The following is a 13,547-nucleotide window of genomic DNA, read 5'->3' as shown; positions in this document are numbered from 1 at the left end:
GGGGGTGAGTGGGGCCACGCCACCATCGAATTCAATAACGGTTGTTTCGAAACTTTGCGATCTCTTTGCTCACCATGGTTGGTGACAAAGGAGCGAAGTCGAACGCGTCGTAAAGCGGTCTGAGTAGCGAAACCAGCACTTCAGCAAGGTTGTCCTCGATGATGGACGCTCGCGCTTGCCCCTGCATTTTCACTGTGTCGACAAAACACTCGCGTTCATAGCTAAGGTAACGCGAATCAAACAGGGCCGACATCCGTCGACCCTTCAAGCCATCGTATTGAATGCGCACCGAAATCTCGGGGTCCTCACCAAACAACCTAGCAAGGCGCGCAACATAAAGCAGTGTCTCGCCGATGCGCCAAACTGGCATCGTCAAATCGATAGACGTTCCCGGCTCAGCCTTTTCTGTGAAATCCTCGTCGTAAGATCGAACTTCGTAAAGAAAGCCGTCTGGCCGAGCACGCCAAAAATCACAGTGTCGACCATCCCTAGCTTTTTCGCTCGGAGTACCAACCCAGGTCTCGATCACCTCGCCTACGGGTACTGGTCCAATCGGCTTCCGCTCAAGGAGCACAAACGGACCCCATCCGGTCAACCTGACTTCGCTTGCCTTCCGTAGATTCTCCAGCAGACTTCTAAGTCCCGACGCAGGCTCTACACCCAAAATCTGGGACGATTGCTCATAGTGCCCAAGAGGGAAGCGCGCAGGATCATCCTTGGGCAATGGCACCAGACGCATTTTCCAACTGTCCCGCGAGTCGTCTGTGAACTTTAACAGTTCGTCGATCTGCTCCCGCGCCAATGAATCTAGTGAGCGCCCTTGTACGATGCCCCTTATTGCTTCGAGCAGGCTATCCTTGTTAGCGCGTACACATCTGTCGAGGAGTGTTCGCCATTCCTCGGCCGTAAACGGCTCCTCGCTTTTAGGACCTGGCTTTCGGATGTAAACCTTCTGAGCGAGGATTTCTCCGTCGGTACCCTTGGTTGCCATTACTGGAACAATTTGGCCGCCCGGCACAATTACGATCGCATGCTCATTGCCCGATGCTGGATGAGTCAAATGGACCAGGTCGCAGTGAATATGAGGATCCGCGTACTTATTTATTGCCGCATTTATAGCGTCGGCCGTGTACCGGCCAATTTGAGCTGGCCGAGGGTAGGAACCGATAGGAGCGTTGATGCCTTCGCGCATTCCAATGACAATAGTTCCACCTCCATGATTTGCGAGCGCGATGGCAGCCTTGGCGAGTGGCGCTCGACCCGCTGGAACAGCGAGATCGAGCCAAGACTTGAATTCTGTTGCGAGTGTCTCGTTTTGAAGTTGAAATAATTGTTTAAGGTCTTCTATCTTTGCCACTGCAAGCGCCTCGGCGACATATTAAGGTTCTATGATTATCATCCGCGGTGAAGTTAGTACACAGAGCGGGCTTCAAACGCTACCACAGGTGCAGGTCATGCCGGTTAGAATTGCGATTGAACGGCGCCTCCCTCAAGACAGCGAACAGATGGTGGCCATGCGCGAGCGCTTGATAGAGATATGCCAAAATTATCTCGACAGCGGATTTGGGGATGGCAATGCTGAACAAAGGCTTTGCTCGCCTGACGATTTCACCTATTATCAGCAACTTTCCGAAGTGTTGCTGGCTCATCAACTTACAACAGCTGGCATTGACTTCACCCATCAAGCTATTGGGCCAGACTTTTGTATCAACCACAATGGAAGGCGTATCTGGATTGAGGTGATTGCACCGACTCCTGCAAACATCCCAGAGGCTTGGCTCTCCGCCACAGACGGCGTTCGCGAATTTCCACATGAAGCAATCCTTCTTCGGTGGACTGCCGCCATCAAGCAGAAGGCGGAGGTCTTACTTGGAAATCTACCCGGAGCCAACGGCTATCTTGCCAACGGCATCGTTGGCCCGCGTGACTGCTACGTGATAGCGATCAACGGACGTCTCTTGCGTGGCTTAGGCGGCGCATTGCAAGCGTTGATCGGTATTAGTCAGTTTCCGTTCGCGGTTGAGGCGACATTTGCAGTTGGCCCACTTCAGGTGCGGATCAATCGCGAAACGCTAGAGGCATCGGAGCCTGAGCATCAGCAACGGTATTTGATTCACAAGCCGGTTGGCCAACCCGTTCCCGCCGATACGTTTCTCGATCCGCGCTTTGCTCCTATCAGTGCGATTTGGGCGGTCGATATTGATGAATTTGCGGTTATGGATCTGCCGGCTAGGATGGTTGTTGTTCATAACCCGAACGCAATTAACCCTCTACCCGTTGGTTTTTTGCCCGCCCAAGACGAATATGTCGCGAGCGTTATTGATGCCCGGACTTATCGCCTTGATCGAGTCGAAGGCCGAACGCTGCGCCCTGTGGAGAATTTGGTAACAGTCGGTGTTCATCACCCACCGTGTTCCAATTGTTGATTGTGTTCGCGTCCCGCTTTTGATTCGATAGGCCGCTGGACGAATTTGCGAGCCTATCAACCCAAACGAGTAATCATGAAAAAGGCTGCGGCGGTCGATTTGTGGGTTCAACTATTAGCTAGAGCCAGAGCTAACGACTGGTCATCGTTCCAAGATCCGGAATATTCGATAAGCGATACGGACCGCGAGGTCGTAAGGCAGGCTTTCCTTGATGCCGGGTGGCATGCAACCGACATCGAGGCTTTGGAGGATGGAACTCGTCAGAGGTCTGTTTCTGCGCCAGTTACAAGCGAAGGTGTAAACCGCAACTCCGAAGCAATGTTGGAGCGGTTACTCAAGCCGCTGATGAGTGGATTGTCACCGGCAGATCGACTGCTGGCCGACGAAGCTCATTTCGTCGTGGAGCCAAAAGCTGGCCCGTTGGTTTCAACGATCAACGTTCCGATGACCGACGAAACTATCATCGCTATGGGAACACATTTCACGCGCTACTGTGGCCTGATCGCTAGGGCGTATGTCCGAACCTGTAACCTGCTGCCCTTCGCGACAGGTATGGAGTACAGTGAGAATGACTTACGTCTCAAATTGCGTCGAAATCCCGACCTGCTGTTCTATTGGTGGCGCATCTTCACTTCATACGCGTTGACGGGAACTCATTGCCTTACTGAGTTTAAGCCATCAACCAAGGATGAAATACTTTTTGTTGAACAGATGGCGGCTGCCATGGAGATTTTTGCGCTCGCTCATGAACTTGGACACCACTGCCTCGCTCACGGTCGGCAACTCAACGGCTCAAGCGACTCTAGGAGCGAAGAATTCGAAGCGGATTCGTTTGCGGCCAAGCTGTGCGAGACCATAGAAGGAACTTTTGCGTATCGAGAAATGCAGGGGTATCCTTTACCGAACCCATACCTCTGGAGCGGAGCTGGCGGCATATTGCTCCTTGGGTCGATCGAAATTTTTAGGAAGGTCAAGGAAAAGATTTTCTACAATCCACACTTCAATACTCACCCTGATTTTGTCGACCGTGCGGACAAAATCACTCACAGGAATGTTTTGCAAATTGCGAGTTATCAGACCCGACTAGATTTCTGCAGTTCTGCCCGGAACGTACTCAAATGCGTGTTGTTGGAACTAGAACCAATCATGAGGGTCTGGCCTTTCGAGGAGTTGTCTCTGAAACTGCCGGAGGATTGGGAAGTAGCCCAAGAGGGCCGCACGCGCTCATTAGTCCCAGGCGGGCTTCAACACACTATATGACCTAGCGCATACTCAGCCTCCGTGCAAAAGCATCAGGTTGTCGTTCCCCCTCCCCGTTCCAAAAATCCCTCACCCCACGGACCATCTCCCTCGCGCGCTTATGCCTCGATGGTGGATGGGCTCAGCGCACGGGCTCGGGTCACTGGCGAGGTCGGGGATTGATCCGCGGCTATCGCTGGGACACGAGCCCGCTCGGGCTGCCTGAGGCGTGGACGCCCAGCCTTCGCGCCACGGTCGACCTGATGCTCGCGGCCGAAGCGCAGGTCGTGCTGTTCTGTGGGCCGGATTTCGTTGCGCTTTACAACGACGCCTATGCGCCGACCATCGGCGACCCGCGCGCGCTGGGCCGGCCAGGGCGGGAGAACTGGGCGGAGCTGTGGAATGACCTCGAGCCGCTGCCAAGCGGCGTGCTCGCCACCGCTGAATCTCAGCGCTAAGCCTGTGCGGTGAAAGTTGGCTCGGCAGTGATCTCCTAAATCCCGACCACCTCGCCCACGCTCTACCTCGCCGCCTTCCCCTTCTCGGCATCTCCCGCATCCTGCCCTTTCGGCGCCGGGGCGGTCGTCACGCCGATGGCGGAGATGCGCCAGCGGTTGTCGACGTTTTCGAAGGACAGGTCGAAATCGATCTCCAGCGGCTGCGTGGGAAACAGGCCGACAAGGTGCAGCTGCTTCTGGGGATCGAGAAAGGGCGGCGTGGAGAGCTGCGGGGCGACGACGGCAACCGCCGTCAGGTCGGCGCCGGACTGGCGCAGCGCCTGGAACCTGATCGCCAGGTCGGCGGCGGTGTTCTGAGCGCGGAAGCCTGGCGAGCCCATGTCCCTCAGCACGGTGAAATTGCCTGTTTCCACCGCCTGCTGGAGAGCCATCATCGTGCTGCGGGCAAGGTAGATCGCCTGCGCGGCGTTTGCCGGCCAGGCGGGCGCGGTGGGCGCAGCCGGTGGCGCCGCCTTCTTCTTGCCCGGCGCCGGCGCCTGGGTCTGCGTCTGGGCAAGGCCAGGTGCGGCGGCGCACATGGCCAGCATCGCCGCCAGGAGAATCGTGACTGTTCGCATCGGGATCATCCTGGCGCGCCGGCGCTTCCTACCAGCTCATCCTGAGGCCCAGCCGTCCGCCGGCCATGTTCCGGTTGGGATCGAAGGCGATGCCGCCATTGAGCTGGAGCTGCGAGCCGAGCCGGGCGCCGGCGCTGAGCGCAAAGGCGTTGGCGCCCTCGAACGTGCCCCAGTTCAGGGTGGTGACGAATTTCTCGTCCGGCAGCACGGTCGGCGCGCCGGCCAGCGCCATCGCCATGGCGACGCCGGAATAGGCGCGGCTGCCGACGCTGTCGATGCGGGAGTTGAGGCTGTTGAATTGCGCGGGATCGGAAAAGCCGAGCGAGCCCGGGGTCACCGAGGCGAGATGGCCGCTGGCGTCGGTGGTGACGATCTCGATCGCGCCGGTCTGGGCCGATGAGCTGGCCGCCGACGTCAGGCCGGGCATCGAATAGGTGTTGCTTGCCGTGCCGAACACCTGCTCGTTCTGCCTTGTCGCGACCGCACCCGAGCCGTAGGCGGCCGAGCCCGCATAGGCGGCGCTGGCGCCGGTGCCGATCGCAATGGCGTTCAGGCCGCCCGAGGATGCGCCCGACCCCATGGCGATCGCGTTGGCGCCGGTGACCGTCGTGCCATTGCCGAATGCCAGCGCATTGGTGGCGTTGACCGTGCTGCCGGATCCGATCACCACCGATCCCGACGAATTGGCGGTGCTGGCGACAATGTTGTTCGAGCCGAAGACCTGGATGCCGTTGCCGTTGCCGGCGACGTTCGGGGTGTTGACGGCATTGTCGTCGCCATAGACGAAGGACTTGTCGCCATTGACGACATTGGGGTCGCCGATCGCGTAGCTGCCATTGCCCCTGACGGTGTTGCCGGTGCCGAAGGCGCCGCTATCGTCGCCGGTGACGCTGTTGTTCGAGCCGATGACGGTGGTGTTGTCGCCCTGCGACTGGTTGTTGGTGCCGCCGGCCAGCGCATTGGTGCCGCTGGCGTTGCTGCCGGAGCCTGCCGCGGTGGAGTTGGTGCCGCTGGCGTTCGGCTGCGCGCCCGAGGCGGTCGTGTCGTAATAGGGCGGATTTCCGCCGCCGCCGCTGATGCAGGCCAGGTCGCCCGCGGCATTGGTGCCGATGCCGGAGGTGCAGCCCGCGAGCGATGCGAAGCGAACGGTGCCCACGACATCGAGGCCGGCGGCCGGCGCGGTCGTGCCGATGCCCACATTGCCGTTTGCGGCGATGGTCATGCGGGTCACGCCATCGGTGGCAAGCAGAAGCCGGCCGCTCGAGCCGGTGGCCGAATGCGCGTTGATCAGCGAGGTGCCGACGCCGAAGCTCGCGCCGCCATAGCCGAAAGTCAGCGCATCCGCGTTGGCGGCCGAGGACACGCCGATCGTCTCGAACGTATCCTGGTTGGCGGCTCCATAGACATGCAGCCTGCTGTCGGGGGAAGCGGTGCCGAGGCCGACATTGCCGTTCGCGGCGATGTCGAGGCTGCTTGTCGGCGCGCCCGGCCGGATGCGGAACGGAAGCCGGTTGCCGTTGGTGGTGTCGCGTATGAAGAAATTCGCCTCGTTGCCGCCGACGTCCCAGGTCTGCGCGGTGAAGCCGCCGGCGCTTGTCTGCTCCAGGCGGATCGCCGGCGTGTCGCTTCGGGTTATCTGCAGCCCGAGAGCCGGGCTGGACGTGCCGAGGCCCAGATTGCCAAAGCTGTTGACATAGACCGCATTCTCCGGCGCGCCCGCATCGACGCGGAACACCATCTTATTGTTCGTCGCGTCCTGGATGCCGAAGTAGTTGGCGCCGCCGGAAGCGGAATCGTTCGCAATCAGCGCCCAGTCATTGGCGGCGTATCCGGCGTTCGTGCTTGTGTCGTCGAAGTAGATGCGTGTGTTGTTTTCCTTCACGACGATCGTGTTGAACCCGAAGGACTCGTTGTTGACGCAGTCGAACCCGACGCAGAGGCTTCCTTGCACGATCTGGTCGTCCGGAACGACATTGTCGGCAAGCGCGTCGGCGACCGGCATGGCGAGGATCGCGGCGCCGAGGCGCAACGCCACGCATTTCGTCGCGAGCTGTCTTGGTTTCGCCACAAGCCCCTCCCCCGAGGATCAATGATCGCAGATGTGCAGGCTTATGTGCCGGCCGCCGGTTTGGCAAGCAGTAGAAGCGCTCGCCGCCGGTCTTTATCGCGGGTGTGTTCCCAGAACATCACCAGTAACGGCCGGGCGGTGTTCAGATTCTTTTCCAGCTTGGATTGTGACGGCCATTGCGCGGCCTCAATGTGAACTGCACAGACAGGACGTGTCGCACAGGCTAATTTAGCAAATCTGAATATATTTAGCTGGTCCGCTTGTCCCCTTCCCGGCACAGTTGCACCCCTCGCGTGGAACCAACATGCCTCTGGCGCGTAGTTTCGCCATCGTTCCCAGCACAAGAAGGCAGGTGTCCATGCCCGTCCGCAGAAAACGCAGGAAGCACTCCGGCAGCGATCTCTTGCTGGCGCCGGCGGTGATCGGCATGCGGATGCCGCTGCTGGTGCTGGATGCCATGAGCCACGCACCCAACGGGCGAGAGGCCTTGCAGGCGGTGCAGGAAAAGGCGCTTGCGGGAACGCAAGGGCTGTTCGCGGCGCAGGAAAAGATGCTCGAGGCAGCGCTGCGCTTCTGGCCTGACGTCCTTTCCGGCAAAAGCCCGGCGCTTTGCGATGGAACGGTTGCGATGGAAGCGGCGGCCGCTGCCCTGCTGCCCGCGGCCAGGCAGGTGCGGCGCAATTTCGACCGGCTTTCGAAACGGCGCTGACCGCGCGCTTGCAGGAGCCGGGCGCCGGTGCTTGACCGGCCGGCTCAGCCTATGCCTAGCCGATCGTTGCGAGGAACCGGTCGGTGAAGCCGGCGAGCGCGTTCCAGTCTGTGAATTCGTGATCCTGCCCGGGGCCTGGGTCCTCGCCCTTCATGACGACGAATTTGACGAATTGCTCCTGGAAGTAATCGTATTTGGTGAAGCGCAAGGCGCCGCCCAGCAGAAGCGTCATGCTCGGCTGCCACCCCGTCACGGAGACGAAGCGGTCGACATATTTCTGGGCAGCGGCCTCGTGGCCTTCCAGCGCAGCCGACAGGCTGACCGATATCAGCGCCGAAGGCTTGCCGCTCAACAGGTCGTGATGCGCGAACACGAAGGTCGTGACGGCTTCCTGATGATGCTCCTGATGGACCGACGCGGCAATAACGAAGGCGTCGAAATGCCCGAGCTTCAAATCGGGCGTGAACTTCGCGCTGTCCAGCAGCTCGACCTGATGCCCGCGCCCGCGAATGTCGGTCGCCATCCGTTCGGCGACTTTCCTGGTCTGCCCTTCAGTCGTTCCATAGACAATCAAGAGGTTCACGATGTCCCTCCGAGGGGTGGAAAGGCATTGATGGGGACAATCCAGTGCCGTCTCGCCCAGCACGCCCGCGCCCCGATGCAGCGGAGCGCATCATAGCGCATGAAAGGAGTTTCACGCACCGATTTTCGCGGCGCAGCGGATGCCGGGGTGTCCGCGCGACGGACGGAGCGGGGTAGCGCTGCCTTATGCGACGCGGCTCGACTTCCATCCGCCAAGGCTTATGCGATCGCGCCATCCCGCGGCGGGTGTTTTTTAGCTATCTTGAATATTGCGGCGGACGCAGGTTCGCCGGGCCGGCGCCGGGGCGGGTGCTCCCATCAGGCAACAGGCGCCGGCCACTCGGAACCCGGCCCTGCGCATCAAGTGCCGGCTCGGTGTCCACCGCCAGCGCCGCTGCGCAGCCGATGTGCTGCCGCAGCCTTCTGTCCAGCCCGGGCGCTGCTATTCGCGGCTGTCGGCGAGCTCGTTCGAGGCGAGCGGGTTCATGCGCTCCAGCGTTCCGTCCTTCATGACGAACTGGTGCCATAGCGCGATCAGCGCATGGGCGCCGGCCAGCCACAGGATCAGCGTGCCGCCGGTTTCGTGCAGGTCGGCGATCAGGCCCGGCGCACCCTGCACGGGCGCGGCGAGCGCCGGCAGGTCCAGCCCCAGGAAGGAGACCTGGATGCCGAGGCGCGAGGCGGCGTACCAGCCGCTCAGCGGCAGCGCGATGAGGAACAGATAGAGCACCGTGTGTCCGGCGCGCGCGGCAAGGTCCATCCAGCGGCTCTGCGGGTCCTCGACGCGGGGCGCACCGCCCAGCCAGCGCGCCAAGAGGCGCGGCACGACCAGCAGCAGCACGGCAAGGCCGAGGGTAAAGTGCAGGTAGGGCGGGTCGGCGCGCGCATGGCGCCCGCCCTCGGCAGTGAACCAGGCAATGACGACCAGCAGGGCCGTAAGCCAATGGATCGCGATGGTGATCTGTGAATAGCGCCGCATCGGGCTTGCTCCGTCTTGTCAGGCGCGCACATGCCGAGGCCGGGAACGCCTCGGCGCGCAACGTTCATATGGTTCCGCGGCGTCCAGGCAGGCGCCCGCGGTAGCCCCTGTGCGGGGCGCGTTCAGGCGATGTCGGCCGGCGCGGCTTTGCGCTTGCGGCCGGTAATCATGGCGCGAACAAGGTTTTCATTGTGGCGAAGGCTTGCCAGCGCCACGCCGCCGATATGGACGAACACCAGCGCGAGCAGGCCGTGCGCGGCGAGGCTGTGCGCGTCTTCCACCCAGGACACGCCGAAATACGCATCGGTCGTCTGCATCCACCCGGTGACCGCTACCGACACCATCATGGCCATCAGCACGATCACCATCGCGCCGCCAGCCGGGTTGTGGCCGATATAGCGGGCCTCGCTGCCCTTGATGATGGCAACGACATAGCGCAGCACCGTCGCCGGATGGCGCACGAATTGCGAGAAGCGCGCATAGGGCGTGCCGACGATGCCCCACACCAGCCGCATGGCGACAAGCGAGGCGGCGGCGTAGCCGGCCCAGTGGTGGATGTCCTCGAAGCTTTGCGGGGTGAACCAGGCGATGGCGAAGCTCAGCACCAGCGCCCAGTGGAAGCCGCGCACGACACGGTCCCAGACGCGCACCACGTCGCGGGGCGCCTGGGCCGGTGCCGGCAAGGCCTGATCAGTTCTCGCCGGCTTCGGCATTGTCGAGCTTCTCCAGCGTCTCGGCATTGTAGGCGGTGTTGACCTTCTTGCCGTCCTTGTCGATCGCATAGACCTCGTAGCAGCCCTTCTCGGTCTTGATCTGGCGCACTTTGAGGCCCTCGGCCTTCAACTGCGCCTCGAGCGTCGCCTTGGGCTGGAACTTCGATTTCGCGGCGGTGCTGCAGGTGCCGGCGGCCAGCGCCGGTCCGGCGATCACGCCCGCGAGGGCGGCGATAAGAAGAGTGCGATACATGGGATCTCCATCCGGTTGGGAGGTTGCGGCGCGGCCGAGGATTCAACCGACAGGCCGTGACGGCTTGCGCGCGTCATTGGCGAGGCATAGCGAATCCAAGCTGACAACCGACTGACAGCCGGTCCAGAAGAGTGGCCGGCGCGGAAAACGGGGCGGCGTGCCCGATATCGCTAGAATTTGCGACTAGTGGCACTGCACAGGGATTTTGACCGGTCGGCTCTGTTTGCGTTGGCAGGTGGCATGCGTTGGAGATTGGCCGAAACGCCCATCGCGATCGTCATGTATGGACGGCCCCTCTTGGGCAAGAGGGGCCGTCCATACATGACGAGGTTGGGGCGGCTTCAGCCAATCCCCGGCGTTTGCGCTGATTTCACGGACATGAACGGAAAGACTTGCGCCAAGACAAACGGCAACCTTTCAAAATCCCTGTGCAGTGCCACTAGTCCGGCGGGCTCCTACAGCTCGAGCGTCGGTTCGGTGTTGACCTCCAGCGCCGCTTCCGCCTCGTGATCCTCCTCGGGCAGGACCTCGCCATGCACCGCCAGCGGGCGGCCGATCCAGAGCGGGTCGACGAGATGGTCGCGCCTGGCATTGGCGGTGTTGGGGTGGATCAGGATGCTCAAGCCGCCATGGTTCAGCATCAGCCACGGAACCAGCGTGGCGAAAAGGCCGGTGGCGAAGGAGACCTGGTACATGGCCTGGTCATGCGGGCCGACCTTCTTGTCGTGCCAATTGCCCAGCCGCACGCGAAAACGCTCGCCGATGCGCTCGCGCAGCCATTCGGCGTGGCGGCGCTCGGCCGCATCGCCGTAATAGATATGGGCGTGATAGCTGGCGATCTCCGAAAGCTGTCTCGGATTATGTGGCGCGGCGTCGTTCATCGCGATGCTCCCCTCCCCGATGGTTCCATCCTGAACGGCGGGACTGTAGGCGGTTATCCGTTTCCTGGAAACGGCTGGCCGCTCTACAGACTGTTTAGCATCGGCGGGTTGGTGCGGCGCGTAATCGCATACGCAGGCGCTGCCCCCTCTCCGTCTCGGCGCGCGCCGAGCCACCTCTCCCCCGCTTTGCGGGGGCGAGGAACCCAAGCTTTCAGCTGGCGGCGCCCTTGACGACTGGCGCTTCCTCGCCCCCGCCAAAGGCGGGGGAGAGGTGGATCGGCGAAGCCGAGACGGAGAGGGGGAGCGACCTGCGCGATTGCGCTCGGGGCGCTCCCCTACCCCTCGCCGCCATTCGCGCCGCTTCCCCACAGCGCCCGCCGGATCAGGCCGCGCCTCTTCTTCCTCGATACCAGGTCGACATCGCTGACCAGCCGCGCGCCGCCCTCACGCCGCTCCAGCGTGATCTTGCGCGTATGAAACGCTTCCAGCTCGGCGCGGTGGGCGACGCTGATGATAGTGACGGTGGGCAACTCCTTCATCACCGTCTGCATCATCGTGTCCTGGCTCTTCTCGTCCAGCGCCGAGGTCGCCTCGTCGAGCACGACAATGTCGGGCGCATGCAGCAGGAGACGGGCGAAGGCGAGGCGCTGCTTCTCGCCGCCGGACAGCGTCTGGTCCCACGGCGCCTCCTCCTCCAGCCGGTCCTTTAGATAGCCGAGACCGACCTTGTCGAGGGCAGCGGCGATCTCCTTCGTCTTCCAATTGTCGGCGGCGGCCGGATAGCAGGTGGCACGGCGCAGCGTGCCGGACGGGATATAGGGGCGCTGCGGCAGCATGAAGAGGCGCTTGCCCGGGTGGAAATCGACGCTGCCGCTGCCCCAGGGCCAGAGGCCGGCGATGGCGCGCACCAGCGTCGACTTGCCGGTGCCGGATTCGCCCGAGACCAGCACGCGCTCGCCGGGCTCGATCTCCACCTCGGTTTCCTTCACCACCGAGGTGCCGTCGTCGAGCGTCACGGAGAGATTCCTGAGGCTGAGCATGGCGCCGTCCTCGGTCTCGCCGCGCTGGATGCGGCCCAGCCTGTCGTTCTCCTCGGCCCGCTCCAGCCCGTCGAGCGACATCATCAGCGAGGCGATGCGGCGGGCCGAGGCGTTCCAATCGGCGAGCCGAGGATAATTGTCGACCAGCCAGCCGAAGGCGCCTTGCACTAGGGCGAAGGCGGAGGCCGCCTGCATCACCTGTCCAAGGCTCATCGAGCCGTCGAGGAATTTCGGCGCGCATAGAAGCACCGGCACGACCGGCGCGAACAGGCTGGAGCCTTGCGAGACGAGCGTGGTGCGCATGTGCTGGCCGGTGAGCCGCGCCCAGCGGCCGAGCACGGCGGCGAAGCTGCGGTCGATGCCGGCATTCTCCTCCTCCTCGCCGCCGAGCAGCGCGATGCTCTCGCCGTTTTCGCGAACGCGCGTCAGCACGTAGCGGAACTCGGCTTCCGTCTGGTTCTTCTGCTCGGAAAGCTCGACGAAATGGCGGCCGATGAAGAACATCGAGGTCGAGGTGATGGCGGCATAGATGACGGCGGTGACGACGAGGAAGCCGGGCACGGTGATGACCGAGCCGCCCAGCGAAAAGCTCAGGGCGCCGCCGATGGTCCACAGCACCACGATGAAGGTCGAGGCCGACAGGAACGCGTTGAGCACGCCGGCGACGAAATCCACCGGCGATTCCGTGGCGATCCTGAGATCCTCGGTCAGGCGGGCCTCGGGATTGGCATGGTCGCCCTTGACGAGGTTGAGCTGGTAGTAGCGGCCGCTGGCCAGCCAGCGCTGGATGACCGCCGTGGTCAGCCAGGAGCGCCAGCGGCGCTGCATGGTCATGCGCAGATATACCTGGGCGACCACCAGGCTGATGCTGCCGGCGACCAGCGGCAGGAAGATGGCGCTCAGCCAATAGACGGTGTGGGCGTCGCGCTGCTCGATGGCGTCGAAGATCGCGCGGTTCCAGCGGTTGATGCCGTATTGAAAACCGACATTGACGCAGATTAGCGTGAGCAGCCCGATCGTCAGCGGCCAGGCGAGCCTGTCGCCATGTAAACCCCAGTAGCCGCGGCCGCTGATCCAGAAGCGCCGCAGAAGATACTTCTTGCGCGCCCGCTCGGCCTCTTCGGGCGAAAGCTGAGGACCCGGCTCGGCGGCCTCGGGCGGCGGCGAACCGGCATGGCCGATGGCCTCGGGAGCGGCATCGGCGGGGGCTTTTTGCTCGGAAGCCTTGGGCTCGGCATCGCGCGGCCTGGGTCGCTTCTCCTGCCGCGGCTTCGGCTTCTCTATCTGCTTCTGCGGGCGCGATTGGCGGACCGCACGCAAAGTGGCGGCGCCTGCGGGCGTCGGTTTGGCTTTGGCCTTGGGCATCGCCGCACAACGGCCCAAAAATCAAAAGGTTTCATGCGTTCGGCCGGGCCAATCGCATAGGGCGCTCCCCCTCTCCGTCCGCTTCGCGGCCACCTCTCCCCCGCCTTTGTGTTTGTGCTGGAGACAAGGTGAACGGGTGTTCGGGGACATCGTGGACGCTTTTGTTCATCACGAACTGCTGGGTTGTTTTTGTTGTTCGGCCTGTGGACCCTGTGGG

At 62.5% G+C, this 13,547-nt stretch carries 12 protein-coding genes and 1 pseudogene; 4 read left to right on the top strand and 9 right to left on the bottom strand.

Translation table 11 applies throughout. The features are described 5' to 3' along the window. Positions 1 to 31 precede the first annotated feature (31 nt). Positions 32 to 1,357 (bottom strand): ATP-binding protein, encoded by a 1,326-nt coding sequence (locus EOA23_RS23705; protein ID WP_127305927.1) that lies wholly within the window; start codon positions 1,355 to 1,357, stop codon positions 32 to 34. A gap of 31 nt (positions 1,358 to 1,388) precedes the next feature. Between EOA23_RS23705 and EOA23_RS23700 the strand changes: the two genes are divergently transcribed. The 3 genes and pseudogenes from EOA23_RS23700 to EOA23_RS23690 form a co-directional block, all read left to right on the top strand. Further along, on the top strand, positions 1,389 to 2,426 hold the full coding sequence (locus EOA23_RS23700; RefSeq protein ID WP_127305926.1) for a hypothetical protein: 1,038 nt from the start codon (positions 1,389 to 1,391) through the stop codon (positions 2,424 to 2,426). Positions 2,427 to 2,501: 75 nt separating this feature from the next. Then, positions 2,502 to 3,686: an ImmA/IrrE family metallo-endopeptidase gene (locus EOA23_RS23695; RefSeq protein WP_127305925.1), complete on the top strand. Its 1,185-nt coding sequence runs from the start codon at positions 2,502 to 2,504 to the stop codon at positions 3,684 to 3,686. A gap of 161 nt (positions 3,687 to 3,847) precedes the next feature. After that, positions 3,848 to 4,084 (top strand): annotated as a pseudogene (locus tag EOA23_RS23690) (hybrid sensor histidine kinase/response regulator); the annotation flags it as partial. A 101-nt stretch (positions 4,085 to 4,185) separates the two neighbouring features. Here the strand turns inward: EOA23_RS23690 and EOA23_RS23685 are convergent. Beyond that, a complete protein-coding gene (locus EOA23_RS23685; RefSeq protein WP_127305924.1) occupies positions 4,186 to 4,740 on the bottom strand; it encodes a hypothetical protein in 555 nt (184 codons plus the stop codon). Between the two features lie 28 nt (positions 4,741 to 4,768). After that, positions 4,769 to 6,808, bottom strand: a complete 2,040-nt coding sequence (locus tag EOA23_RS23680) for a hypothetical protein (protein ID WP_127305923.1) — start codon at positions 6,806 to 6,808, stop codon at positions 4,769 to 4,771. A 358-nt stretch (positions 6,809 to 7,166) separates the two neighbouring features. Between EOA23_RS23680 and EOA23_RS23675 the strand changes: the two genes are divergently transcribed. Beyond that, positions 7,167 to 7,517 (top strand): hypothetical protein, encoded by a 351-nt coding sequence (locus tag EOA23_RS23675; RefSeq protein ID WP_127305922.1) that lies wholly within the window; start codon positions 7,167 to 7,169, stop codon positions 7,515 to 7,517. 55 nt (positions 7,518 to 7,572) lie between these two features. On the opposite strand, the gene EOA23_RS23670 is transcribed toward EOA23_RS23675, so the two are convergent. From EOA23_RS23670 to EOA23_RS23645, 6 genes are all read right to left on the bottom strand, one after another. Then, a complete protein-coding gene (locus tag EOA23_RS23670; protein ID WP_127305921.1) occupies positions 7,573 to 8,100 on the bottom strand; it encodes a flavodoxin domain-containing protein in 528 nt (175 codons plus the stop codon). A 441-nt stretch (positions 8,101 to 8,541) separates the two neighbouring features. After that, a complete protein-coding gene (locus EOA23_RS23665; protein ID WP_127305920.1) occupies positions 8,542 to 9,078 on the bottom strand; it encodes a cytochrome b in 537 nt (178 codons plus the stop codon). Positions 9,079 to 9,200: 122 nt separating this feature from the next. Further along, complete coding sequence (locus EOA23_RS23660) at positions 9,201 to 9,791, bottom strand: cytochrome b/b6 domain-containing protein (protein WP_189341685.1); 591 nt, start codon at positions 9,789 to 9,791, stop codon at positions 9,201 to 9,203. Further along, on the bottom strand, positions 9,769 to 10,044 hold the full coding sequence (locus EOA23_RS23655) for a PepSY domain-containing protein (RefSeq protein ID WP_126061599.1): 276 nt from the start codon (positions 10,042 to 10,044) through the stop codon (positions 9,769 to 9,771). Before EOA23_RS23655 ends, EOA23_RS23660 begins: the two co-directional genes overlap by 23 nt. Positions 10,045 to 10,499: 455 nt before the next feature. After that, positions 10,500 to 10,925 carry a DOPA 4,5-dioxygenase family protein gene (locus tag EOA23_RS23650; RefSeq protein ID WP_127305919.1) on the bottom strand — a complete coding sequence of 142 codons (426 nt, stop codon included), beginning with the start codon at positions 10,923 to 10,925 and terminating at the stop codon, positions 10,500 to 10,502. A 335-nt stretch (positions 10,926 to 11,260) separates the two neighbouring features. Further along, positions 11,261 to 13,330, bottom strand: coding sequence for an ABC transporter ATP-binding protein/permease (locus EOA23_RS23645; RefSeq protein ID WP_127305918.1), 2,070 nt, complete (start codon positions 13,328 to 13,330; stop codon positions 11,261 to 11,263). Positions 13,331 to 13,547 lie beyond the last annotated feature (217 nt).

Source organism: Mesorhizobium sp. M2A.F.Ca.ET.042.01.1.1 (genome assembly GCF_003997405.1).
Classification (GTDB): domain Bacteria; phylum Pseudomonadota; class Alphaproteobacteria; order Rhizobiales; family Rhizobiaceae; genus Mesorhizobium.
The sequence above is the reverse complement of the archived record's forward strand: the minus strand, read 5'-3'. Positions and strand labels throughout refer to the sequence as shown.